The following is a 26,621-nucleotide window of genomic DNA, read 5'->3' as shown; positions in this document are numbered from 1 at the left end:
AAGCTAGAATGCTTTTATTCTTCTTGAAAAAATTTAGAGGGATCATGCTGATCTCTGGATTTCTGAGCGTATTCACTGCACTTGCATCGCTCGGATTATTTCACTTAGTGGGTAAACATGGTGAAACAGGTTTTAACCTGTCTACAGGTGGGCTTTACGCTGGGTTATTACTATTTTTATTGTGCAGCTCAATGCTGGCCAGCTATGCCTTATCATTTTTTACTTCACGCTCTATTCAAGGCGTGAGGCAATCTTTGGTAACTCGCATTTTGGGCAGCAAATTTACTACTTTGGAAAAAGCTGGACGCGCCAAGTTGTATAACGTTTTAACCAATGACGTCAACGCGATTTCTAACGCTCTGGCAGAAATGCCGGCATTTATTTACAACGCATTATTAATGGTAGCCTGTTTTGGATACCTAATTTACCTCTCACCTTTAGTGTTTTTGATCTTGATATCAACAGTGATTGTCGCCGGCTTTTTTGCTAGCGGTATAATGAAACGTATCAGTAACGATGCGATGAGGTTGCGCGCACGTCAGGATGATGTTTTTGAAGGCTATAAAGGTCTGCTCGAAGGCTCTAAACAGCTCGCATTAAATAACAATCGCAAACAACACTATCTAAACAAAGAGCTAAATCCACAATTAGAAGAGCTGAAAGAAAGCGAGCGGCGTTACGGTTTTTCTTGGGATATTAATCGTAATATCAGTCAGTCATTAATATTTCTGATTTTAGGTGCGGTTATCGTGGTAAGCCAGTTAATGCAAACCAGTCACCTTGTGATGACTTACCTATTAATACTTACCTATTTAGCAGGTCCCTTCGGCTACGTAATGGGTCTGTGGCAATCTATTGTTCGCGCGAAAGTTTCGTTGCAAAAAATCGAGAGCTTACAGCTTGATAATGTACTACCTCAGTCAGGCATTTCCCCATTGAAGACCGAAAATAATCAATGGCAATCAATTCACTTTAACCAAGTTGGATTTCAATACAGCGAGAGCAATGAACAATTTGCTTTACATCCAGTAGATCTAACTCTAAACAAAGGTGAAGTGGTATTTGTGACAGGTGGAAACGGCAGTGGAAAATCAACGTTCATGCATGTACTACTTGGATTATACAAGCCTACATCAGGGCAAATACTAATCGATAATGAGCCTGTGACTGAAACAAATATATCCCGTTATATGGAAATGATGGCGATAGTGTTACCTGACTTTTACTTGTACAAATCATTATTGGGTAAAACCGACCAAACATGTGATAAAGAAAAAGTACAAGAATTACTAGAACGTTTTGAGCTAACCGATAAGGTAGCCTTAGATCAACACGGTTACCAGTCAGTTTCTTTCTCGATGGGACAACGTAAACGCTTGGCACTGATTTCAGCAATCTTAGAAGACAAAGAAATCTATGTGTTAGATGAGTGGGCTGCAGATCAAGACCCACACTTCAGACACGTATTCTACACCCAAATCATTCCATGGATGAAGAGTCAAGGGAAAACTGTCGTAGCTGTTACCCATGATGATAAATATTTTGATTTTGCAGACCGTCAAGTCAAATTTGACTTAGGAAAAATGGAGAGTATTGCTGACGTGCGCTCAGCAGCTTAACAAAAGAAATAAGAGATCTTATTAAAGTTATAAGTGTTTGCTAGCTAATCTTGCCTTAAGACTTTAGAAATTAGTTATGCAAACACTTAGGCTTATTCTAAGCCTACTTATAAGCACTATGCTTTGGCTATCTTGTGATAAAAATAGGGACTAACCATACTAACTAATAACTTTTTCTCAAAGCTGATAAAAGCGTTGCTGGTAAGCTCTTAGTTTCTTAGATACTCAACTATTTTTCAAACTGCACAGAACCTTCACACATGGTAGAGAAAACTATACAGATATGAGAAAAGTTATTATCGGTATGGCATATCCTAACAAAATCTAATTTGTGCACACCAAGAGAGTCAGTGGGAAATGTGCGAGTTTAAAACCTCAAACTGCTTGCTATAACATTTAGCTGACTCTCATTACACCAAATATAAAGTATCAAACTCAGCAAATTCATGGAAATCTAGTGTCTACAAAGTATTTTTCAACTTTAATGTCTTCCGACAACATGATTAACCAGTAATTAAACCATTATTCGACTGTAACCGACTTAGCCAAATTACGTGGCTGGTCGACATCGGTACCTTTAATCAAAGCAACGTGGTAGGACAATAACTGCATGGGGATGGTATAAATCAGTGCCGCCATAAACTCATCACAATGGGGTACTGGAATCACTTTCATGGTGTCATCGGATTCAAATTCTGCGTCACTGTCAGCAAACACATACATTAAACCACCACGTGCTCGTACCTCTTCTACATTGGATTTTAACTTTTCCAAAAGCTCATTATTAGGCGCGACGACAATCACTGGCATATCAGCATCAATAAGCGCTAACGGGCCATGCTTCAGCTCTCCCGATGCATAAGCTTCGGCGTGGATATAGGAGATCTCTTTTAGCTTTAATGCACCTTCCATCGCAATGGGGTATTGATCGCCACGACCTAAGAACAATGCATGGTGTTTATCCGCAAAATCTTCCGCAAGTTCTGCAATGGCATCATCCAAGCTTAACGCCTGCTCCACTTTAGCCGGTAGAGATTGCAAACTTTGAGTTAATTGCGCTTGTACAGAGTCACTCATACCATTGTTGCGACCAATTACCTCGGTAAGCATTAATAGTCCCGCCAATTGCACAGTAAATGCTTTGGTCGAAGCCACGCCAATCTCGGCACCCGCTTTCATCATGTAAGCCATATCAGACTCGCGCACTAACGATGAACCAGGCGCATTGCAGATAGTCATGGTAGCTTTATAGCCCATCTCTTTAGCAAGACGCAGAGCCGCTAATGTGTCAGCGGTTTCTCCTGACTGAGAAATGGTCACTAGTAAGCTATTGGGAAACAGGTGGGATTTGCGATAGCGAAACTCTGATGCAATTTCAACATTACACGACACCCCTGCCCAATCTTCCAACCAATAACGAGCAGCCATACCAGCGTGATAACTGGTACCACAGGCAATAATTTGCACATGTTTGATATCTTTGAGCATCTCAGCGGCATGTTCACCGAATGCACTATCTAACACTTGGCCAGCAGCAATTCTTCCCTCTAAAGTATGGGCCAATGCACGTGGTTGCTCATAAATTTCTTTCAGCATGTAGTGGCGATACTCACCCTTATCGCCGGCATCATGAGTGACTTCAGACTCCTTGATTTCACGGCTGACAGGGTTGCCTTCGACATCGAAAATATTCACTTCACGACGGGTGACTTCCGCGACATCGCCCTCTTCTAAAAATGCGAAAGACCGAGTAACAGGTAATAGTGCTAACTGATCTGAAGCGACAAAATGCTCGCCTAATCCATAACCAATAACTAACGGACTACCACTGCGAGCCACTATCATGCGTTCGCTATCAGTTTTATCGATAACAACGGTGCCATAAGCGCCTTCCAATTGCTTAACCGTTGCCTGCACTGCAGCAAGTAAACTCGAGTGACTTTTCAATTCGTGGTGAACTAGATGGCAAATCACTTCAGTATCGGTATCTGAACTAAACAGATAACCTTCTGCTTTAAGCATTTCACGTAACTTGGCGTGGTTTTCAATAATGCCATTATGAACCACAGCAATCGTGTCATTGGAAACATGCGGATGTGCGTTAGCTTGATTAGGTTCACCATGGGTTGCCCATCGGGTATGGGCGATACCGGTGCCACCAGCAAGCGGCTGCTGATCCATTGCAGCGGCGAGTTCTTGTACTTTGCCCACACGACGTGTTCGCAACAACTCGCCCGCTTTTATTACGGCGACACCCGCTGAGTCATAGCCACGATATTCTAGTCGACGTAGGCCTTCAATTAAGATTTCCGCGACATCACGTTGTGCTACTGCGCCAACAATTCCACACATAAAGTTTACCTGTTATTAATTAAAATCTAGCTGGCATAAGGTGCAGTGATCACTTGCACCCCATGGCTCATAATTTGATTGAGTGATGCTTGAGTAATACGATCATCGGTAACTAAGGTGCTAATTTGTTGCCACCCTAGCTCTAGGTTGGGTATACGCTTGCCTATTTTGTCAGAATCAACCATCACGATAACTTCTCGAGAGACTTCAGCCATCACTCGGCTTAAACCTGTGAGTTCATTGAATGTTGTTGTACCGCGCTCAAGATCAATTCCGTCAGCACCAATAAATAGCTGATCAAAATCGTAAGATCGCAATACCTGCTCGGCCACTTGGCCTTGAAAAGACTCCGAACGCGCATCCCAGGTTCCACCAGTCATCAATAAGGTGGGTTCATGCTCAAGTTCGTGTATTGCACTGGCGAGCTGCAATGAATTGGTCATCACAACCAAGCCACGCTTGTTGTTTAAAAGTTGAATAAGCCCGGAGGTCGTACTGCCACTATCAATGATAATGCGGTTGTGATCTCTGATAAGTTCTGCGGCACAATCAGCAATAGCTAACTTATTGCCACTTAAGCTGTCATTAACATGCTGGGTCATTTCCTGAGGAACAGGCACGGCCCCACCGTATCGGCGCAGCAGCAAACCATTAGCCTCTAACGCAGCAAGATCTTTACGTATGGTGACTTCTGAGGTTTCAAAACGGATCGCAAGCTCATCAACATTAACCTCGCCTGATTCGTTGAGTAAATTAACAATGGTATGCCGGCGTTGCTGAGTGTTTCTTTTAGCCATTAACGTCCACTTAAGTTTCGTTTCGAAAGATAATTATATTCATTCGAAATTTATTAGCAAATAAATTACTGAAATCGGTGAATCACACATAAAAAAAGCGCCTATCAAAAAGATAGACGCTTTTTCAGCTACTGCCTGACAGGATTAGAATTTAGCTTGCAGTGCTAAGCTGACGTGACGACCTTCACCAACGGTCACATCGGTGTTTGTACCACCAGCTAAATAGTCAGTATCAAATAGGTTCTTCACATTCATACGAACACTAACATCGCTGCCCATGATATCCATGGTGTAAGCGGCACCTAAATCAAAGCGAACATAGTCATCTTTAACAATGGTGTTGTCAGTATTAGCAAAACGCTCACCAACATAAACAGCACCGAAGTTGAAGGCTAAGTTGTCAGTCATCTCGTAACGAGTCCAAATATTTGCTGACCATTCAGGTGCATCAACAGGCGTTTTGCCATTTAAGCTATCTTCCTGTGGACGAATATATTCCGCATCAAGGAACATCATCGAGCCAGTCATGAACCATTTCTCACTTAGTTGACCTTGAGCCCCCATTTCAAAACCTTTATGGCGCTGCTCACCTGATTGAGTAGTGATCGTTTCATGACCACCATCAATAGGGTTATCAAGTTGCTCAGTAACAGTCACGTTAGAAACGGTAATATCAAATACTGCACCGGTTAATAGTAGACTGCCATCAAATAGCTCCCACTTGGTACCAATTTCATACTGTTCACCATACTCTGGATCTAGGTTTAAACCATCATTCACGTCTTGCTCATCATTGACGATACCCTGTGGAGTGAAACTCTTAGAGTAGTTAACGTAAATGCTACCGTTTTCTGCTGGAGAGTAGATCACACCAAACTTAGGCGATACTGCATAGCTGTTGTTACCTGCACCATCTTTTTTCTGCTCATCATAACGAACACCTGCAAGTACTTGCCAGCTATCATTAATGGTGATCAAATCTTGAATATAGAAACCATAGTGCTTGTAGTCACTTTCATACTTAGTGTCATCGTTATGGTAATCAACATCTGGTTTAGGTACTGGCTGACCAGGCATAACCAATTGCTTATCACCTTTTTCACGCAACTGACCATAGTAGTAATCCAGCATATTGGCACCAATCAACAGTTGGTGATCTAAACTGCCCGTGCTAAAGGTACCAGTAAAGTCAACAAAACCCGTTTTATGCTGCCAATCATCATAACGATCGAACGGGCTAATGTAGTAACCATTCTCCATTGCATCTTCAGTATAAGATGGCGATGAATCTAAACGCTGACGGTTGAACTGCTGATCGTTATAACCCGCTTTTACTTTCCAATCATCACTGAGGTAATAGGTTAATTCAGCGCCCATATTGGTAATGGTGTTATCGGTAAACGCCCATGGCTGATCCCAAATAATATCTTTACCGCCAATCAACTCACCGTCGCTGTCTAACCAACCACCACGGTCAATACCGGTTTTATCTTGAGTGTGATCGTACTTAAGCGATAGCATCAAATCATCGGTAATATCAAACTCTAAGTTTAAATAGCCTAACCAGCGATCACGCTCTTGGTTACTACCGTCTTGATATTCACGCCAGTACTTATCGTCTTGTTTAACTAATACGGTACGGTAACGAATCGTTTCTGATTCATTCAGTGCGCCACCGGCATCCAATTGGAAACGTGTTGAGCCATACTCATCGGTATCAAAGCCTAGCTCAAATAGATTTTCGTAAGTTGGCTTTTTAGTCACCATATTGATCAAGCCACCAGGACCTGATTGGCCATAAAGCATGCTTGATGGACCTTTTAGGACTTCAACTTGCTGTAAGGTTTCAATTGGCTGGACATAGTGAGACCACTGCTGCTGGCCATTAATTAAATAACCAGAACCTGATGACAATTCAAAACCACGAATATTGAATACTTGACGGTTCCACTTTTCACTACCACTGGTCACACTTGAATCGTTGACAAGTACTTCTGACAAGTTAGTCGCTAACTGCTCGTCGGTAACAAAATCTGGAATAACGGCTACAGATTGAGGTGTATCCATTAAGTCGATATCACCACGCATTGCCCCTGACGAACTTTGTACTTTGTAATCGTTAAATGTACGTCCAGTAACGGTAATACGCTCAATGTTGGCTTCTTTTACTGATTGTTGTTGATCTTCTGCAGCAACTGAAAAGCTTGCGATAGCTGAAACAACGGCAAGACCAATTGCCGAATATTTGAATGACATATATAACCCCAAATTGACCCGATAGAATCTCAATTGGCAGCAATATAAATGAGAACGATTTTTATTTAAGCTTCTTTACAGAAATTTACAAACCGATGTGATCGTCTGCAAAATTAGCAAATAAAAACCCTATTTTTTCGATAAAAAAGCATATAACCAACAGTCAGCAACGTCAGCGCAACAAAACAAAAAAGCGATGCATACATGCATCGCTTTTGTTTAAAAAACCACCTGCTCAGTATTATTTTTTAACAGGCTTAACCCAACCACTAATATGACGCTGTTTAGTACGAGTTATCACCAGTTCATTTTCGCCGACATCTTTGGTAATCGTCGAACCCGCACCTATAGTTGCGCCTTTAGCAATTGTAACGGGTGCGACAAGCTGGCTGTCACTACCAACAAACACATTATCTTCAATCACAGTGAGGTGCTTATTTGCGCCATCATAATTACAAGTAATCGTTCCTGCGCCAATATTTACACCGGCACCTACTTGCGCATCACCAATATAAGCTAAATGACCCGCTTTTGAGCCTTCACCAAGCACCGCTTTTTTCATTTCAACAAAATTACCAATATGAGCATCTTGTTTTAGCTCAGCACCTGGGCGTAAACGTGCAAACGGGCCTGCACTTGCATCTGGTCCTACGTTGGCACCTTCAATAATGGAATAAGGCTTAACCACGGCATTGTCAGCTATCTGGCAATCTTTGAGTATCACACCTGCACCAATAGAAACATTGTTGCCGATGGTAACCGTCCCCTCAATAATCACATTAACGTCAATCATCACATCCATACCAACGCTGACATTACCGCGAATATCAATACGAGCAGGATCGCGTAAATTTGCACCTGCCAACATAAGTTGCTCTGCCGCACGAGCCTGATAAGCGCGCTCCAATTGCGCGAGCTGTACGCGGTTATTAGCACCTTCTACCTCGATAGCTGAATCAGGTTGTGCAGTGGTAATTGCCACACCGTCACGATGCGCCATAGCAACAATATCAGTTAGGTAATACTCACCTTGGGCATTATCGGACGATAATTGGCTTAACCATGATTTAAGCTGTTTACCAGGCGCAGCCATGATGCCGGTATTAATTTCGTTAATGGCTAATTGCTGTGGGTTGGCATCTTTTTGCTCAACAATCCCAACGACTTTATCAGCATCTCGTACAATACGACCATAACCGGTTGGATTGACTAAATTCACCGTTAAAATAGCTAACCCTTCAGGCTTTCTGGCAGCCAGTAAAGCTGATAATGTGGCCGCTTGAATCAGTGGTACATCACCATAAAGAATCAATACTGTATCGTCGTCAGCGATATGCGACCCTGCCTGCGCGACGGCGTGACCTGTGCCTAATTGCTCAGCTTGCAGGACCCAATTAAGTTGCTGCTCACCTAAGCACGCTTGTAATTGCTCTGCGCCATAGCCATAAACCAATTGAATGGCATCACTGCCAACTTCATGGGCTGTATCAATAACGTGCTGTACCATACTTTTGTGTGCAATAGGGTGCAGTACTTTAGGGAGATCCGAGCGCATACGCGTTCCTTTGCCTGCTGCGAGAATCACTACATTTAAAGCCATTAGATTGTCCTTAAACTGATAAAAATATAAGGTCTGTTTTATGGGCTGATTTTAACGGAAACACAGGGGAAAAGCGAAGCGGCTAACGAGTAGAAATGCGTTAACCAATTTAATACTTACACGCGTGAGAATAAAAGATTGTATAACTGTTTAACATGTTGCTAGGAAAATAGTGGATAAGTCATTTGATTGGCTTACCTGTAGAGAGTCTGCTCCAACTCGAGAGCTAACGCTATAAACAACCAAATGCGCCTTTGATGCTATAAAAAGCTGATATCAATATTAAAGATACAAAAAAGGCGCTCACCTAAGTGACCGCCTTTTTTCATCAAACAATAACCTTATCTGGCAATGTTCTTTTTGATGGTCTCGACAACGCGAAGCTGAGCAACTGCTTGAGCTAACTCAATCGCTGCTGCGGCATAATTGAAGTCTGCACCTGCATTCGCCATTTCGGTTTCAGCACGACGCTTAGCTTCTTCAGCCGCTTTTTCGTCAATATCATCGGCACGCATTACTACGTCAGCCAATACGGATACAGATGAAGGTTGCACTTCCAAGATACCACCTGAAAGATAAAACACTTCTTCTTTACCATCTTGCTTGACGATGCGCGCCATGCCAGGTTTGATATGTGTTAGCAGTGGCGCGTGACCAGGCATAATACCTAAATCACCTTCTGAACCAGTTACTTGTAGATGAGCTACAAGACCAGAATAGATGCTGCTTTCTGCACTTACAATATCAAGATGTACTGTCATGGCTGCCATCGGTTCTCCTTAAAATATCAAGCTAAAGCTTGCTTATTTTTTGTTAGCTCGTTCAACAACTTCGTCGATTGAACCAGCCATGTAGAACGCTTGCTCTGGAATGTGGTCAAACTCACCTTCCAATAGGCCTTTAAAGCCACGAATCGTGTCTTTAAGAGAAACGTACTTACCTGGAGAGCCGGTGAATACTTCTGCTACGAAGAATGGCTGTGAAAGATATTTTTCAATCTTACGCGCACGGGCTACAGTCGTTTTATCTTCATCAGATAATTCGTCCATACCTAGAATCGCGATGATATCTTTAAGCTCTTTATAGCGTTGAAGTACAGTCTGTACACCACTTGCTACGTCATAGTGCTCTTGACCAACCACTTGTGGATCTAGCTGACGCGAAGTCGAATCCAGTGGGTCAACCGCTGGGTAAATACCTAGCGAAGCAATGTTACGTGACAATACAACTGTCGCATCTAAGTGAGCGAAGGTTGTTGCTGGTGACGGATCCGTCAAGTCATCCGCAGGTACGTATACAGCTTGAACAGAGGTAATAGACCCTGTCTTAGTTGAAGTAATACGCTCCTGAAGTACACCCATCTCTTCAGCCAGTGTTGGCTGGTAACCTACTGCTGATGGCATACGGCCTAGCAGTGCAGATACTTCGGTACCCGCCAAGGTGTAACGATAGATGTTATCGACGAACAATAGTACGTCTTTACCTTCGTCACGGAACTTCTCAGCCATTGTAAGGCCAGTCAGTGCCACGCGAAGACGGTTTCCTGGAGGCTCGTTCATCTGACCATATACCATGGCCACTTTGTCGAGTACGCCAGATTCTTCCATCTCGTAGTAGAAGTCGTTACCCTCACGAGTACGCTCACCTACACCGGCGAATACTGACAAACCAGAGTGTGCTTTTGCGATGTTGTTAATAAGCTCCATCATGTTAACGGTCTTACCAACACCCGCACCACCAAACAGACCAACTTTACCACCCTTAGCGAACGGACATACAAGGTCGATTACCTTGATACCTGTTTCTAGTAGTTCAGTTGTGTTTGATTGATCTTCATATGAAGGCGCTTCACGGTGAATTTCATAACGCTCTTCTTCACCAATTTCACCCGCTTCATCAACCGGTTGACCTAGTACGTTCATGATACGGCCAAGGGTCTTTTCCCCAACCGGAACAGAAATAGGCGAACCTGTGTTTTCTACCTCAACACCACGACGCAGACCATCTGAAGAACCCATAGCGATGGTACGAACTACACCACCACCAAGCTGTTGCTGAACTTCCAGCACCAAGCTCTCACTTTTGATCTCTAGAGCGTCATAGACCTGAGGTACGGCATCATGTGGAAACTCAACGTCCACAACCGCGCCAATCACTTGGACAACAGTACCTGTGCTCATGATTAATCCTCTAAAACTTGTATTCGTTACCTAGCCTAAACTGCTGCGGCCCCTGAAACAATTTCCGACAGTTCTTGCGTAATCGCAGCCTGACGGGCTTTGTTGTAGACCAACTGCAAGTCATCGATAAGCTCACCAGCGTTGTCTGTCGCAGCTTTCATCGCAACCATTCGGGCTGCTTGCTCAGATGCGATGTTTTCAACAACACCTTGGTACACTTGAGATTCCACATAACGCACCAACAAAGTATCCAAAAGTTCTTTTGGATCTGGCTCGTATAGGTAATCCCAGTGATGAGAAATCTCATCTTCTTCTGACTTAGGCAAAGGTAGCAGCTGTTCGATCACAGGCGTCTGGCTCATGGTATTAACAAACTTGTTGAATACCACATACAGACGGTCTAGCTTGCCTTCGTTGTAAGCTTGTAGCATTACACGTACTGTTCCGATCAAATCAGATAATGCAGGTGCATCACCTAGACCTGAAGCATGAGCAGATACTTTGCCACCAAAGCTATTGAAAAACTGCACACTGCGAGCACCAATTGGGCAGAATTCAACTTCTGCACCTTGCTCACGCCAGTTTTTCACGTCCGCGACAACCTTTTTAAATAGGTTGACGTTAAGACCACCACAAAGACCACGGTCGGTTGACACTACAATGTAACCAACTCGCTTAGCCTCTCGCACTTCCAAATATGGATGCTTATATTCGAGAGAACCTTGCGCTACGTGACCGATCACCTTACGCATATTTTCTGCATATGGGCGACTAGAAGCCATGCGTTCTTGTGCTTTACGCATTTTACTCGCGGCAACCATCTCCATTGCAGATGTGATCTTCTGAGTGTTCTGAACACTCGCGATCTTGGTTTTAATCTCTTTAGCGCCGGCCATCTTTACTCTCCAATCTGGACCTGAGGTGCCTTAAGACACCTCTGTGTCTTTACCAGGTTTGGGTTTCTACGAACTTGTCGAGGCCAGCCTTCAAACCATCTTGGATATCAGCGTTATAATCGCCAGTATCGTTAATAGTCTTCATAAGGTCAGCATGCTCGCTGTTCATGTAAGAGAGCAAAGATGCTTCGAAATCACCGATCTTGTTTAGCTCAACGCTCTTTAGGTAGCCTTTTTCAGCTGCGAAAATAGACACAGACTGGTCAGCTACGCTCATTGGCGCGTATTGCTTTTGCTTCATTAGTTCGGTAACACGCTCACCATGCTCAAGCTGAGCACGTGTTGCATCATCTAGATCAGATGCAAACTGTGAGAACGCCGCAAGCTCTCGATACTGTGCAAGTGCAGTACGGATACCGCCTGACAGTTTCTTGATGATCTTAGTCTGAGCCGCACCACCAACACGAGAAACCGAAATACCTGGGTTAACAGCAGGACGTAGGCCTGAGTTAAATAGGTCAGTTTCAAGGAAGATCTGACCATCGGTAATAGAAATTACGTTGGTCGGTACGAATGCAGATACGTCACCCGCTTGAGTTTCAATAATCGGTAGTGCAGTCAAAGAACCAGTTTGGCCTTTAACTTCGCCGTTAGTGAACTTCTCTACGTACTCAGCGTTAACGCGTGAAGCACGTTCTAGTAGACGAGAGTGAAGATAGAAAACATCACCTGGGTATGCTTCACGTCCTGGTGGACGCTTAAGTAGCAATGAGATCTGACGGTAAGCAACTGCTTGCTTAGATAGATCATCATATACGATCAGTGAGTCTTCACCACGGTCACGGAAGTATTCACCCATAGAGCAACCAGAATATGGTGCTAGGTATTGTAGTGCCGCAGCTTCAGAAGCTGTAGCAACAACTACTACGGTGTTCGCTAGTGCGCCGTGCTCTTCAAGTTTACGTACTACGTTAGCAATAGTAGAAGCCTTCTGGCCTACCGCTACGTATACGCACTTAATGCCAGAGTCTTTTTGGTTGATAATGGCATCGATCGCTAGCGCTGTTTTACCAGTCTGACGGTCACCAATAACCAACTCACGTTGTCCACGACCAATTGGGATCATAGAGTCAACGGCTTTATAACCAGTTTGCACTGGCTCATCTACTGACTTACGTTCAATAACGCCTGGTGCGATAACTTCAACAGGAGAGAAACCATCGTTATCGATAGGTCCTTTACCGTCGATTGGTTGACCCAATGTGTTGACAACACGGCCTAGTAGACCACGGCCAACTGGAACTTCCAAAATACGACCAGTTGTTTTTACTTTTTGACCTTCTGCCAAATCGGCATAAGGACCCATAACTACGGCACCTACAGAATCACGTTCTAAGTTCAACGCGATTGCATAACGGTTACCAGGCAGTTCGATCATCTCACCTTGCATTACATCGGCAAGGCCGTGAACGCGAATGATGCCGTCACTTACTGCAACGATAGTACCTTCGTTGCGAGCTTCACTAACGACTTCGAACTGCTCGATCCGCTGTTTAATCAGATCGCTGATTTCAGTGGAATTCAGTTGCATGCTCAAACTCCCAATTACGACTGCAGCGTATCAGACAGACGGTTTAGTTTACCGCTGACCGAGCCATCAATGACTAGGTCGCCTGCCGTGATAATTACACCAGCGACTAGGCTGGCATCTACGCTGCAATTCAGCTTAACTTTGCGTGTGAGACGTTTCTCTAGAGAAGCACTAATTTGCTGCTGTTGCTCTGCGTTAAGCTCAGTGGCAGAAACAACAGTTGCTTCAACCTCTTTAGCCCACTCATTGCTGAACTCATGAAATAGTTCATACACAGCAGGAAGTACTTCCAAACGACCGTTTTCAGCCATTACCTTTAACAGATTTTGACCTTGCTCATTGACCTGCTCACCACAAACTTTAATAAAAAGTTCTGCAAGCTGGTTACTGGCTAAAGAGCCAGACAGTAGTGGCTGCATAGTCTCGTTTTCACTGACTTGTGCGGCAAAGCTTAGCATTTCTGCCCAGCTTTCTACTGCATTGTTTTCGATAGCAAAATCAAACGCTGCCTTTGCGTAAGGACGAGCGATGGTGGTTATTTCAGCCATAACTCAACTCCCTTATCAAATTTCAGAAACAAGTTTATTAACTATGTCACTGTGGGCGGCTTCATCAATCGAACGCTCAAGGATCTTCTCTGCGCCAGCGATGGCTAGAGTAGCAACTTGCTTACGCAAGTCTTCTTTCACGCGATTACGTTCAGCTTCAATTTCTGCTTTACCCTGAGCGATAATTTTAGCGCGCTCAGCGTCTGCTTCGGCTTTGGCCTCATCGACAATCTGAGCTTTACGCTTATTAGCTTGCTCAATGATTTCGTTAGCAGTTGCCTTAGCTTCTTTTAGTTGGTCGGTGGCTTTAGCCTGTGCCAACTCTAGGTCTTTTACAGCACGGTCAGCATCAGCTAGACCGTCGGCGATCCTTTTTTGGCGCTCTTCGATGGCATTCATCAAAGGGGGCCAAACAAACTTCATGCAGAACCACACGAAGATAATAAAGGCAACCGTCTGACCGATTAGGGTAGCGTTGATATTCACAACAGCCTCCTATTTAGATTAAAGACAGAAGCGTTGATTACAGCATTGCACCCAGTGGGTTAGTAAACAGCATGTATAGTGCAATACCTACACCGATCATGGTTACCGCATCCAATAGACCAGCAACAATGAACATTTTAACTTGTAGCATAGGAGCCATTTCAGGTTGACGCGCAGCGCCTTCCAAGAACTTGCCACCTAGTAGGCCGAAACCGATAGCGGTACCTAGAGCACCCATACCAATCAGTAGAGCAACAGCAATAGCTGTCATGCCTAATACAGTTTCCATCTCTATCTCCAGTATTCTAAATCTTAGTTAGTTAGTGATTTAGCTTAAAAAAAAATTCTTCAGCAATCCTTAATGATCTTCATGTGCCATGCTGAGATATACGATCGTCAGCATCATGAAGATAAACGCTTGTAAAGTGATAACCATAATATGGAAAATTAACCAACCTAGTTGTAGTGTCACACCTAGGGCAGATAACGCCATGTTAGCACCGTACATCAACGCAATAAGGATGAAGATCAACTCACCTGCGTATAAGTTACCGAATAGACGCAGACCTAGTGAAATAGGTTTTGCAATCAAGGTAACTGATTCTAATAGGAGGTTGACTGGTATCATTGCCTTATGGTTAAAAGGCTGTAATGTCAATTCTTTAACAAAACCAGACACACCTTTGACTTTAATGCTGTAGTAAATAATCAGCACAAACACACCTAGAGCTAAACTAAAGGTAATGTTTAAGTCAGTAGTTGGTACAACTTTCATGTATGGGATACCAGCAGCCATTGCTAGTTCAGGAATCCAGTCAACTGGAACCATATCCATGAAGTTCATCATGAATACCCAAACAAAAATCGTTAGTGCCAACGGTGCAATCAGAGGATTGCGGCCATGGAAGGTTTCCTTAACGCTTGAATCGACAAATTCAACGATCATCTCGATAAAACATTGAAGTTTACCGGGAACACCTGTCGTTGCTTTTTTGCCAACGCTGCGGAATAGCCATAAGAATAAAACACCAAGCCCAACCGAAAAGAACAATGAATCAATGTGCCACGTCCAGAAGCCTTCACCAACACTTAAGTTGGTAAGGTGATGCTGGATATAGCCCTGCGGTGTTAACTCTTCACCAGTTGCAGCCATGATTCATCCCACTTAACTTTGCTTGAAGTATAAAGGAGCTGTCCAGTGCACTATTAGCGCCAGCGTGTAACAGACAAACAAGGGCATAAATACCACTTGCATGTTTATAAACACCAACGAGAACATCACAATGGTTAACAGCAACTTTACCGCTTCCCCCCAGTAAAAAGTTTTCATAACTTTTCCTGCTGAACTTGCTCCTGTGTAGGAAAAAGCGAGGGTTGCGAATACAAAATTAGGGAGTACAGCAATAGCACCACCTGCTATCGCAGATAGTCCATACTGAGCTCCCCACACGGCGAAAAAGACAATCGAAACACCCCCAGCCATCACCGCCTGCATCAACACCAACTTATAGGCAGACCACCGGCCACGACGTGCTAAAACCTTGCTCAATTCATCTTCTCCGCATTCCTACTTTCTGTTTCGGTGACCGGACTACAATTATCCAGAATTTGCCGAGCAACAAAAAGCTTGCGAAAGTATACCTTTTCGGGCCTTCAAAGCAAGTTTAAGCTGAGGAAAATCGACTCTTTTAACGTGATCTATCGCCAAAAGTGTAAAAGTGCAAAATTAACAGTTGTCACAAAATTACATAATATTGCATTAACTCAGTACATTTAACGGATCTTTGCAATAATACCGTCTAATTCAGCTAGATCTTGGTAGTTAATTACAAGTTTTCCCTTACCTTTGCGGTTATGAGTGATAGATACTTTTGCACCTAGACGTTCGACTAATTGACTCTCAAGACGAGCTACGTCCTGATCTTTTGCAGGTTTATCTGCAATTTTGGGAGGATTTAAGGTTTTATTAACTAATCGTTCAGTTTCACGAACTGTTAATTCTTTAGCGCTCACTAATCTAGCGACATTTGTTTGCTCATCACCTTCAATAGCTAACAAGGCGCGCGCATGGCCCATATCAATATCGCCATACTCAAGCATACGTTTAACTGGCTCATTTAAACCATTTAAACGTAGTAAATTTGATACAGTAGTCCGAGATTTACCGACCGCATCGGCAATTTGTTGATGGGTTAACTCAAACTCTTTCATCAATCGCTCAAGGGCTATGGCTTCTTCCATCGCATTAAGATCTTCACGTTGAATGTTCTCAATTAATGCGATTGCCACAGCAGACTCATCAGGAACTTGTTTTATCAAACAAGGAACCTGCTCAAGTTTGGCGATTTGCGATGCTCGCCAGCGACGCTCACCGGCAATAATCTCAAAACGATTTTCTGCCACTTTGCGCACAACAATGGGTTGAATAATGCCTTGAGCACGAATCGATTCGGCTAGCTCTTCAAGTGCTTCAGGTGACATATCCTTACGAGGTTGGTATTTACCAGGCTGCAACTGTTCGATATTAATGTTCATTAAATCGTCAGCGTCATTTGAGCCTTGCTCAGTCAGCGTTTGTGGTTCCGTTTTTTTCGCTGCAGCATGGCTAGTACTTAGCAATGCATCTAAACCTTTACCCAAACCTCGTTTCTTCGGTGTCATCTAAAAATTTTCCTTTAAGCTTGCTCTAGCTGAATCGTTTGTTCAGCCCGTCGAATAATTTCGCCTGCCAAAGCAAGGTAGGCTTTTGCGCCTGCACTCGACTTATCATAATACATTGCAGGGGCACCAAAACTGGGGGCCTCCGCTAAACGCACGTTTCTTGGGATCACCGTACGATAAACTTTTTCACCAAAATGCTGTTTTAATTGATCAGACACGTCATTGGCCAAACGGTTACGTGGATCGTACATAGTACGTAAGATCCCTTCGATCGATAAGCCAGGATTAACCATTGCCGCCAGTTTGCTGATGGTATCCATCAATGCCGTTAAACCTTCCAATGCGTAATACTCACACTGCATCGGCACTAATACAGAATCGGCTGCAGACATCGCGTTCACGGTAAGCATATTTAGCGAAGGAGGGCAGTCAATAAAGATGAAATCATAGTCATCTTTTATCGGCGCTAAGGCGTTACGCAAACGAATTTCGCGCGCAAAAAATTCCATTAATTTGATTTCTGCCGCGGTCACATCGCCATTACCGGCGATCAAATCATATTTACCGCTGGTATCGCGATAAACCACCTCATCAAAATTCTTTTCATCGACAAGCAGCTCATAAGCGGTATTTTCGACACTGTATTTGTCAACACCACTGCCCATGGTTGCGTTGCCTTGAGGATCGAGATCAATGAGCAAGACTTTGCGTTTGGTGGCTGCCAGTGATGCAGCTAAGTTTACGCATGTTGTTGTTTTCCCGACGCCACCTTTCTGGTTAGCTACGGCGATCACTTTACCCACAATATTATCCTGTTATTTGGTTCGTATAAGTGCAAGGTCGATCTATCTACCCAAATTGCTTGAATCACTATAAGATTGCAACTGTTAAACCATGTCGATTAAGCGTTTTTTACCACTTTAAGCAAATGACGTTGCTCATCTAATTTAGGCACATTCAATTCAATCACTTCAGCAACGGTAAAATCACTCGGCAACTTAGCCATTTCCTCATCGCTTAATTGGCCTTTTAGTGCATAAAAACAACCGCCTTCTTTGGGCAGATGTTGGCACCAGTGCAACATATCATCGATAGAGGCGAAAGCCCGGCTTAACACGCCATCAAATTTCTCTTCTGGTTGATACGCTTCAACACGACTTTCAACCGAAGTCATATTACCAATCCCAAGTTCAAATTGAACTTGTTTTTGAAAACGAATACGTTTACCTAAGCTATCCAGTAATACAAAGGTTTTGTCGGGGTTCATAATGGCTAACGGAATACCAGGTAAACCTGGACCGGTACCGACATCAATGAAACGCTGGCCGGATAGGTAAGGGCTAACAGTCAAACTATCCATAATGTGACGAATTAACATCTGCTCAGGATCACGCACTGAAGTTAAATTGTAAGCTTTGTTCCACTTGTTCAACATGCCAACAAAATCAATTAATTGCTGCTTTTGTTTTGGCGTTGCCAGTAAATTTATCTCTGATAGATATTGATCAAGTTGAGCTGATAGCACAATGACACCCTTAAATAAGATTGCTGGATATTATGAAGCTGAGTGATGCTGATGGAAAGTCTTGAACTATCACATCAGCATCAATTAAAAGCGAGTTTACGATAATTTATGCGCTTTTACGCAATAAACCGCGCTTTTTAAGATGAACCAACAGAATCGAGATAGCTGCTGGTGTGACGCCTGAAATGCGTGAAGCTTGGCCGATCGTTTCAGGTTTGTGCTCATTCAGTTTAGCGATCACCTCATTAGATAGACCAGGAACTTCTTGGTAATCAAGAGTTAACGGCAACAAGGTCTTTTCATGACGGATCGCTTTTTCAATTTCATCCTGCTGACGCTGGATATAGCCTGAGTATTTTACTTGGATCTGAACTTGTTCAGCTGCACGTTGATCTTCAAGACCTGGCCCAAAACCATCCAATGCCATTAATTTGGGGTAATCCATTTCTGGACGGCGCAATAACTCTTCAAATGATGCTTCACGTGAAATAGGCGTATTGAGTTCAGGGTTTAGCACACCAAGTAAAGGTGAGTTTGGATGTACCCATTGGCTACGTAATCTTTGCAACTCTTGCTCGATCGATTCACGTTTTTGATTGAATTTAGCCCAGCGATTATCATCAACCAAGCCTAATTCTCGGCCTTTTTCTGTTAAACGAAGATCGGCATTGTCTTCACGTAACAGCAAACGGTATTCGGCACGACTGGTAAACATGCGGTAAGGCTCTTTAGTACCTAATGTCGATAAGTCATCAACAAGTACGCCTAAATAAGCTTCATCTCGGCGTGGACACCAGGTCTCTTTACCTTGTACTTGCAGTGAAGCATTCATACCGGCAAGTAACCCCTGAGCGCCGGCTTCTTCATAACCGGTAGTACCATTAATTTGCCCAGCAAAGAACAAACCATCGATCGCTTTAGTTTCTAATGAATTCTTCAGATCTCGCGGATCAAAATAATCATACTCAATGGCGTAACCAGGTCGGATGATCTGCGCATTTTCCATGCCTTGAATCGAACGAACTAAATCCAACTGCACATCAAATGGTAAGCTTGTTGAGATACCATTAGGATAAATTTCGTTGGTATTTAATCCCTCAGGTTCAATAAAGATTTGATGCGAACTTTTGTCTGCAAAGCGGTTAATTTTGTCTTCAATCGATGGGCAATATCGAGGGCCTATGCCTTCAATTACCCCGGAATACATAGGGCTTCGATCAAGACCTCCACGAATAATATCGTGGGTACGCTCATTAGTATGAGTCACAAAACAAGAAATTTGTCTTGGATGCTCACTCACATCACCAATAAAAGACATCACAGGTAAAGGATCATCACCTTTTTGTTCAGTCATTTTATTAAAATCTATGGTATTGGCGTCAATTCGAGGTGGAGTACCAGTTTTTAAGCGTCCAACTCGAATAGGCAAATCACGTAGTCGATGTGCCAATGAAATTGAAGGTGGATCCCCAGCGCGTCCGCCACTGTAGTTCTCTAAACCAATGTGAATCTTACCGCTTAGAAATGTGCCTGCGGTGAGCACGACTGCAGGAGCTTCGAAAGCAAGTCCCATTTGAGTAACTACACCAACAACGCGATCATTTTCAACAATAAGATCGTCTACAGATTGTTGGAACAAGCGTAAGTTAGGCTGGCTTTGCAGTATTTGTTGGATCTTAGCGCGATATAGGGTGCGATCAGCTTGGGCACGAGTGGCTCGAACAGCAGGCCCTTTACTTGAATTGAGTGTTCTAAATTGTATACCAGCATGATCAGTTGCGGTAGCCATAGCACCACCAAGCGCATCGATCTCTTTGACCAAATGACCTTTACCAATACCACCAATAGCTGGGTTACATGACATTTGACCTAAAGTATCTATGTTATGAGTCAACAATAATGTTTTTGACCCCATTCTAGCAGATGCTAACGCTGCTTCGGTTCCGGCATGACCGCCACCAACAACAATTACATCAAACCGCTCATGAAAATGCATCACAGTACCTTAGATAAAAAAATCACATAAATTGAAATTAGATCTCAGTTCGTTATTCAGCATGACTTAACGACGAGCCGCGTATTTTAGCATTTTGAATGACCTTGATGAAAGATCATTTTAGTAGTTTTGATCTCACTTGGATCGGGCCTTATAGATCTTAAGATCTTTATATAGATCTCTTGTTATGTTTACTATTAAGGATCGTTTTTTCTGTGGGTAATTGAAATATTTTAGCTATTTCAGTGGCTTGCAAGGTTTTAAACCTGTGATCTATTGTGGATCTAATTGGATTAAGCTTGGGGATAGATCGCGTAGTTATCCACAAGGCTAAGATTTAGACCGATCCGAAGTGGATTAATGCAGAGTTAGATCAGATCAAAATAATAGTTTATCCACATATTTATTATTTAAAGATACACTATGTGGATAAACTAGAACTAAATTGTGAATTAATTTTGAGTTGTTGAACTTTTTAGATCATTTCAAGCTATCTTGCCATGTGGCAAGCCAAGCTTGTGCTGGATCTTCGGGTACGGGATCGTATTGCACATCAATTTGGATCTTATCCACAAACTCTTTTGCACCGCAGCGAATAAGTTCGTTGATGAGTAATTCTGGTCCTTGGCAAAAAGTATCGTAACTACTATCTCCAATGGCACAAAGGGCAAATTTTGTTTGGCTCAGATCGGGAGAATGCAACATGATTGCTTTTAAAAATGGCTGAATATTGTCTGGCAGTTCACCTGCGCCATGGGTCGAACTGACAATTAACCATAAGTTTTTTGGATCTAGATCTGCCAGATCTGGGTTTAGGTGGACTTGGGTACCATGTCCTAGTTGCGCTAATTGTTCTGCGAGTTCATCTGCAACATACTCGGCACTGCCGAGTGTGGTGCCAACTAAAAGGTCAATATTGGCCATTGTAAATCCTAAATTGATTTGAAAACTTGGCCACATAATAAGTGAAAAGCGACTGATTATCTTGCTTGGCTTGATTATTTGTTTAGGGCGTGTTGAACTTTCACGGTTAAATTTTGTTCGAGATACAAGCGTTTTAATCGCGACGAGCAGTTTGCCGCCTAACATGCTAAGCAAAATACTGCTCAACAAAGAATAAAACGCTTGCAGCCAAACCCTCTGGGCAGTGTTTGTGGCTTCTTTCTACGTCGTTATCGGCTTATCAAGTAGAGGGCTACATATCAAAGCCTCAGCCTTGTATAAATAACCCAAAAACAGCTGCAAAAATCATCTTGAAAGATCAACACGCCCTAGCTATTTACACAGAATAAACCTTGAACACTTGTGGGCAGTATTGATGATTTTTAGGCGTTGATAACCGCGAAATATGTATTTTTATCAGTAGCTTTTAGTTGCATAGAGTAGGTAGTTAACCCGGTTGTTGTCGCTTAAACGCCACGTTTTTGAAAATGGATTGAACTGCATACCTTGGCAAGAAATACAGTCTACTTTGTGATGGGCTAACATCATTTCCAACTCTTGGGGCTTTACAAAGTATCGCCAATCATGGGTACCGATGGGTAAATATCGCATCACATATTCAGCGCCAACAATACCAATAAGGTAACTTTGCCAGGTTCGATTTAGTGTTGCCATAACCAATAGTCCACCCGGTTTGAGTAAGCGGCAACAAGTATTAACTAGCGCTTGTTGGTCAGTGACATGTTCGATAACCTCAGTGTTTAGGACAACATCGAAACCGGCTGAATGTTCGTCTGAAATATCTTCTGCTAAGCAATGTTGATAACGTACGGGCACTCCCCAACTTTGCGCATGTTGGCAGGCGAGAGTGATATTATGCTCACTTGCATCAATACCTAATACATCTGCACCTTGGGACGCGAGTGGTTCCGCGAGTAGTCCAGCGCCGCAACCAATATCTAACACATTCAAGCCATCAAATGGGTTATCTTGATTAAGATCGCGACAAAAATGATCTGCTATAGCGGCTTCAATTGCCATCAGTCTAGTTTGATTAAATGCAACGATATGCTTAAAGCGGCCGTTTGGATCTCGCCATTCTTTAGCTAATGCGTCAAATTTGGCTATTTCACTAGTTTGATCAATGGGTTGATCGATTTTTGAAAGTGGATTTAAACGACTTTTATCTAACATAGCTACCATCAGTGCTGGCTTGTTCTACAAGTATATACGCAAACCTCTTGAGCTTGGTTCACATTACCAGCAGTAGTTTTTCTGTTTAGTTTTTTATAATTATTTGTTTTATATAAACTTAATGACTTTGCCTCAATCATAGATTGAGTTTTAAGTTAGTGATTATGCTATTGTGCAACTTATTTATGTAGCTGTAGTGCAATTAACGATGACGAATCAACAAACAAAGGTTTTTGTTATTGGCTTGCCAAGAACGGGCACCACCAGCATGAGTATTGCGTTATTGGCACTAGGCTATAAAGTCGCGCATCAAGGGTTTACACAACAAACTTTTGCGTTGGCTGATGCTGTAACTGATGCGCCCTGTTTTAGTGACTATCCTTATTTGCACCAACTTTATCCTAATGCGAAATTCATCTATCTAAATAGAAACATCGATGCTTGGGTGGCATCTATGCAGATGTTGCTGAGCAAGATGTTGCCTCATCTTCATCCTCAATCTGGTCGTTTTCACCCGGTTATGAAGCGAAGCTTCGAAGCCTGTTTTGGTGTATCAACATGCCGTGATCCACTAGATGAACACCATCTTAGACGCTGCTTTGCGTATCACCAGCAGCAGGTATATGAGTATTTTAATATTAAAAATAATGAGTTAGAAAATCATCAATTTTTAGAAATCGATGTGAGTACACCTAAGGATATGAGCCGTTTACAGCAGTTCTTAATGGCAAATATAGCCAATAATATCCCTAACTTTCCACATAGTAATCAAGGCTCTGACGTTGCAGGGTGGGATGAGTTTCGCCATCCCAATAAAGTGGTTAGTAATGCTAGTGGTCAATTAAGACGTAAGTATTTTGATTATAAGCCAATGGTTAAGCCGTTACCTTGGGTAAACACAGAAGTTAACCAAATATAGGCTAACGCGTTAATATAGTCGTATTGATAGATTATTTGCTTAACGAATATGTCCAGTGTTAGTCCGTTACCGATAGATTCTTTATATCACTCTTTTTTGACCGCGATAGAACATCATCATCTTGTCGTTGAATCTGATACCGGATCGGGCAAATCCACCCGTTTACCACTTTGGTCTGCCGAATATGCCTCTTCTAAAAGTAAGTCAAAAGTATTAATCGTGGAGCCACGACGGGTGGCTTGTGTTGCACTGGCAGATTATGTCGCAACCCAAACCACGTTGAAAGTAGGATACTGTGTTCGCTTTGAATCAAGCGTTGAACCAGATAGCGACATTGTTTTCGTGACGCCTGGTGTTGCTTTGCGTTGGCTTTCTGGAAGCAGTGATTTAACAGAGCCTTTGCAAATCGACGATTTTGCTGTGGTGATGATTGATGAGTTTCATGAGCGCCGTTGGGACACTGATTTACTTTTGGCTGTGCTGAAAGTGCGTCAAAGCCACCGTTTAGTCATTACTTCTGCAACGATTAACGCCCAAAGACTAAGTCACTATCTTTCTGATGATAAGGTCAGTGCGGCTCATTTGTTGGCAGAAGGTAAAAGGTTTCACGTGGAACTGAAGTATGCTGGATTAGAGCCACATCATTTACCGAGCTTACAGGGATTAGAACAGCGAGTTGTTGAGTCTGTAGCGAGTACTCTACAAAGCACAGATGGTCATATATTGGTATTTTTGCCGGGTAAACGGGAAATTCAGCTTTGTATTCAAGCTTGCCAAAGGTTGAAAGTAGCACATGAGCAACTTGAATTAATTAGCCTACATGGTGGTATTGAGCTAGAACAACAGCAAGTGGTGCTATCAGAGTCGTTGCAGCAGCGGGTTATTTTTGCAACCAATGTGGCGGAAACATCATTAACCATACCTGGGGTAACAGCGGTTATTGATAGTGGTTTAGAGCGAAGAACGGTTCAGCGCAATGGTAGAACGGTTTTATCTTTGGAAAATATCTCAAAAGCAAGTAGTGAGCAGAGGCTAGGGCGTGCAGGTAGAACCAAGCCTGGTATTTGTATTCGTTTGTGGGGCAGTCATGCTCCGTTAATAGCAGTAACACCGCCTGACTTTCAGCGAGAAGAGTTGGTTGAGCCCATGTTAGCAGCGGCAACAGTATCAATGTCGCTTCAACAGCTACCGTTTCTAGATACACTGCCGCAAAAGTCATTATTATTGGCATCGCAACGTTTAATGGCCATGCAGGCCATAAGCCCAACTGGGGAAATCACAGAACATGGCCGGCGGTTGTTCCCATTGCCAATAGATACGCAATTTTCTCATTTAATTGCGGCAATGCCTGATGCTTACACCAGAGAGCTGATGATTGATTTGTCTGCTGCATTAAGCATTGGTGGTCGTTTATTACAATTGCCTACCGATGCTCATGAGCTAGAGCTAGTTAAACAGTGGGAACCCTTTGGCTGTGACGCATACCTACTTATCAAGTTGATTCGCGGTGCAAAACTTGAGGAGTTAAGTATCGATGCAACCTTACTAAAAGAAGCGCAACAGATGGCATGGCAAATCTCTAGCGCGATCGGCGTTGGTCAACATGATGCTGACTGTCGCCATGTCAATTTACTCACCGATAAGAGCTTACGTCAGCGATGGCTCATCGCTGTGATTAACGCATTGCCGGAACTTGCATTTGTACGTCGGCTTAAACGTCAACAAGCACTTGGCAATGGCTTTAGTGAAGTACAAATAGGACGTGATAGTCGTTTTGAAATGACAGATGCTGCGACCACTAATGAAGCCGCTATCGTTTTCGATCAATTTTCATTGCCTGGTAAAGGCAGTAAGCAAACCATTAACTTGGCTACATGTATGGCGCCGCTCAGCTTAGGTGATCTTTGTAATGCAGAGCTGGGCGAAATCAAGCTTTGTCAGCAACATGATCAACACACGGGTGATCAGGTCGTCGTTGAGCGTGTTTTTGCGGGCAGGGTGATAGATAGTTGGCAACAAGCAGCCGATGACCAGCAGATGATCATGATGATTGTAAGCCGCATTGAATCTGAGCAGGTGTTTCCTGGTTTGTATCAACAATTATGCTTAGACATTGATGCGTGGAATTTATTTATTGATTTAGGGTTGGCTGAGGCTGATGCCAAATCGATAGAGCTAGCGGATTATTTGCCAAACCAACTGAGTGCATTGGGTGTTAGCTGTAGCGAGGATATAGCCTTAATTGAGCCAGAGGATTTGCTCTTTGAAGGGATCCCTGATTGGCAGCGTGGTGATTTCGATGAAAAGTACCCGCAAAAGTTAGTGTTGGCCGACCTTAAATTAACCGTTGAGTATTTGGTGAAAGCGAAACGCATTACACTTCACTATCTTAGTGGTGGTCGTAAAGCAGGTCCCAAGCGGTGGGAGTTACCCTCTTGGCAAGGCTGGAAAATCAGTTATAAGAAAGCCAGCAGGGTGGTTGAAATCAAGTAGCGCAGTAGCGCTGTTAATACTTTAATCCGCTAGCTCTAGTGCTGCCTAAGTTTGGTTAAAAAAATTTGTTTTACCAATTTTCTGATTTAGCAGGGGGGACTGCGGATAACTTTGTTGAACAACAAATTTAAAAATGAATCATTAAGTAGATTTAAAAAGACTATATTAAAACAATAACTATTAAAAACAGTTGTTTACAATTAAGTTTGAGTTTGTTTGTTGGCTTGGTAATTAAGGTAAGCTGCTTGTTGATAACTTTGTTGATAGATCTTGCATCGATCCTCAACTTGGATCTAATCTTGCTTAAACAATGAACAATAAAAAGTTAGTTAGTAGATCAAAAATAGTGTGCCATGCTGCTGATGCTATCAACACTGGATTGATCGTCTTAAACTGGTGATTTTTACCCTATGCAGATAGCAGAGATAATGGTTAGTTGGATCTTATTGAGCCTAAGCCGTTGTGCTCATTTGCTTCAATAAGATCCTGTGTCAGAGGGTTTGTAATATTGTTTAAGCCGGCTTGGGGCTATTTACCTATACAGAAAGTGAAGTTTCCCGCCATGA

The 26,621-nt window shown here is 42.9% G+C and carries 22 protein-coding genes; 3 read left to right on the top strand and 19 right to left on the bottom strand.

Annotated elements, in window-relative coordinates; genetic code table 11:
- The first annotated feature begins 8 nt into the window (after positions 1-8).
- On the top strand, positions 9-1,619 hold the full coding sequence (locus ACHUFW_RS18065) for a cyclic peptide export ABC transporter (protein ID WP_394204997.1): 1,611 nt from the start codon (positions 9-11) through the stop codon (positions 1,617-1,619).
- A 522-nt stretch (positions 1,620-2,141) separates the two neighbouring features.
- On the opposite strand, the gene glmS is transcribed toward ACHUFW_RS18065, so the two are convergent.
- From glmS to ubiG, 19 genes are all read right to left on the bottom strand, one after another.
- Positions 2,142-3,971: a glutamine--fructose-6-phosphate transaminase (isomerizing) gene (glmS, locus tag ACHUFW_RS18060; RefSeq protein WP_394204996.1), complete on the bottom strand. Its 1,830-nt coding sequence runs from the start codon at positions 3,969-3,971 to the stop codon at positions 2,142-2,144.
- A 26-nt stretch (positions 3,972-3,997) separates the two neighbouring features.
- Positions 3,998-4,768 (bottom strand): DeoR/GlpR family DNA-binding transcription regulator, encoded by a 771-nt coding sequence (locus tag ACHUFW_RS18055; RefSeq protein WP_394204994.1) that lies wholly within the window; start codon positions 4,766-4,768, stop codon positions 3,998-4,000.
- 144 nt (positions 4,769-4,912) lie between these two features.
- A complete protein-coding gene (locus tag ACHUFW_RS18050) occupies positions 4,913-7,024 on the bottom strand; it encodes a TonB-dependent receptor (protein ID WP_394204993.1) in 2,112 nt (703 codons plus the stop codon).
- A gap of 241 nt (positions 7,025-7,265) precedes the next feature.
- Entirely contained in the window at positions 7,266-8,624 is a 1,359-nt protein-coding gene (gene glmU / locus ACHUFW_RS18045; protein ID WP_394204991.1) for a bifunctional UDP-N-acetylglucosamine diphosphorylase/glucosamine-1-phosphate N-acetyltransferase GlmU, read from the bottom strand.
- Between the two features lie 341 nt (positions 8,625-8,965).
- Positions 8,966-9,394 carry a F0F1 ATP synthase subunit epsilon gene (locus tag ACHUFW_RS18040; protein WP_394204990.1) on the bottom strand — a complete coding sequence of 143 codons (429 nt, stop codon included), beginning with the start codon at positions 9,392-9,394 and terminating at the stop codon, positions 8,966-8,968.
- A gap of 33 nt (positions 9,395-9,427) precedes the next feature.
- Positions 9,428-10,804: a F0F1 ATP synthase subunit beta gene (gene atpD / locus ACHUFW_RS18035; RefSeq protein ID WP_394204988.1), complete on the bottom strand. Its 1,377-nt coding sequence runs from the start codon at positions 10,802-10,804 to the stop codon at positions 9,428-9,430.
- Positions 10,805-10,839: 35 nt separating this feature from the next.
- On the bottom strand, positions 10,840-11,700 hold the full coding sequence (gene atpG, locus ACHUFW_RS18030; RefSeq protein WP_394204987.1) for a F0F1 ATP synthase subunit gamma: 861 nt from the start codon (positions 11,698-11,700) through the stop codon (positions 10,840-10,842).
- 49 nt (positions 11,701-11,749) lie between these two features.
- A complete protein-coding gene (gene atpA / locus ACHUFW_RS18025; protein ID WP_394204985.1) occupies positions 11,750-13,291 on the bottom strand; it encodes a F0F1 ATP synthase subunit alpha in 1,542 nt (513 codons plus the stop codon).
- A gap of 14 nt (positions 13,292-13,305) precedes the next feature.
- Positions 13,306-13,839 carry a F0F1 ATP synthase subunit delta gene (atpH, locus tag ACHUFW_RS18020; protein ID WP_394204984.1) on the bottom strand — a complete coding sequence of 178 codons (534 nt, stop codon included), beginning with the start codon at positions 13,837-13,839 and terminating at the stop codon, positions 13,306-13,308.
- Positions 13,840-13,854: 15 nt separating this feature from the next.
- On the bottom strand, positions 13,855-14,325 hold the full coding sequence (gene atpF, locus ACHUFW_RS18015) for a F0F1 ATP synthase subunit B (RefSeq protein ID WP_394204982.1): 471 nt from the start codon (positions 14,323-14,325) through the stop codon (positions 13,855-13,857).
- 37 nt (positions 14,326-14,362) lie between these two features.
- Positions 14,363-14,614, bottom strand: a complete 252-nt coding sequence (atpE, locus tag ACHUFW_RS18010) for a F0F1 ATP synthase subunit C (RefSeq protein WP_028773422.1) — start codon at positions 14,612-14,614, stop codon at positions 14,363-14,365.
- Positions 14,615-14,683: 69 nt separating this feature from the next.
- Positions 14,684-15,478, bottom strand: coding sequence for a F0F1 ATP synthase subunit A (gene atpB, locus ACHUFW_RS18005; protein WP_394204979.1), 795 nt, complete (start codon positions 15,476-15,478; stop codon positions 14,684-14,686).
- A gap of 12 nt (positions 15,479-15,490) precedes the next feature.
- On the bottom strand, positions 15,491-15,874 hold the full coding sequence (locus ACHUFW_RS18000) for an ATP synthase subunit I (RefSeq protein WP_394204977.1): 384 nt from the start codon (positions 15,872-15,874) through the stop codon (positions 15,491-15,493).
- Positions 15,875-16,098: 224 nt separating this feature from the next.
- Positions 16,099-16,986, bottom strand: a complete 888-nt coding sequence (locus ACHUFW_RS17995; RefSeq protein ID WP_394204976.1) for a ParB/RepB/Spo0J family partition protein — start codon at positions 16,984-16,986, stop codon at positions 16,099-16,101.
- 14 nt (positions 16,987-17,000) lie between these two features.
- Positions 17,001-17,789: a ParA family protein gene (locus ACHUFW_RS17990; protein WP_394204974.1), complete on the bottom strand. Its 789-nt coding sequence runs from the start codon at positions 17,787-17,789 to the stop codon at positions 17,001-17,003.
- 98 nt (positions 17,790-17,887) lie between these two features.
- Positions 17,888-18,511 carry a 16S rRNA (guanine(527)-N(7))-methyltransferase RsmG gene (rsmG, locus tag ACHUFW_RS17985; RefSeq protein WP_394204972.1) on the bottom strand — a complete coding sequence of 208 codons (624 nt, stop codon included), beginning with the start codon at positions 18,509-18,511 and terminating at the stop codon, positions 17,888-17,890.
- Positions 18,512-18,617: 106 nt separating this feature from the next.
- The gene (mnmG, locus tag ACHUFW_RS17980) at positions 18,618-20,507 is read right to left on the bottom strand and encodes a tRNA uridine-5-carboxymethylaminomethyl(34) synthesis enzyme MnmG (RefSeq protein ID WP_394204970.1); all 1,890 of its coding nucleotides are present in this window, start codon (positions 20,505-20,507) and stop codon (positions 18,618-18,620) included.
- 480 nt (positions 20,508-20,987) lie between these two features.
- Positions 20,988-21,431, bottom strand: a complete 444-nt coding sequence (mioC, locus tag ACHUFW_RS17975; protein WP_394204968.1) for an FMN-binding protein MioC — start codon at positions 21,429-21,431, stop codon at positions 20,988-20,990.
- 435 nt (positions 21,432-21,866) lie between these two features.
- A complete protein-coding gene (gene ubiG, locus ACHUFW_RS17970) occupies positions 21,867-22,643 on the bottom strand; it encodes a bifunctional 2-polyprenyl-6-hydroxyphenol methylase/3-demethylubiquinol 3-O-methyltransferase UbiG (protein WP_394204966.1) in 777 nt (258 codons plus the stop codon).
- A gap of 208 nt (positions 22,644-22,851) precedes the next feature.
- Here ubiG and ACHUFW_RS17965 point away from each other — a divergent pair, with 208 nt between their 5' ends.
- Both ACHUFW_RS17965 and ACHUFW_RS17960 read left to right on the top strand, forming a co-directional pair.
- Positions 22,852-23,562, top strand: coding sequence for a sulfotransferase family protein (locus ACHUFW_RS17965; RefSeq protein WP_394204964.1), 711 nt, complete (start codon positions 22,852-22,854; stop codon positions 23,560-23,562).
- A gap of 48 nt (positions 23,563-23,610) precedes the next feature.
- Positions 23,611-26,055, top strand: a complete 2,445-nt coding sequence (locus tag ACHUFW_RS17960; protein WP_394204962.1) for a helicase-related protein — start codon at positions 23,611-23,613, stop codon at positions 26,053-26,055.
- The last annotated feature ends 566 nt before the right edge of the window (positions 26,056-26,621 follow it).

The sequence above is a fragment of the Shewanella waksmanii genome (assembly GCF_043643685.1).
GTDB lineage: Bacteria > Pseudomonadota > Gammaproteobacteria > Enterobacterales > Shewanellaceae > Shewanella > Shewanella waksmanii_A.
This window is presented reverse-complemented; position numbering and strand designations above follow the sequence as displayed.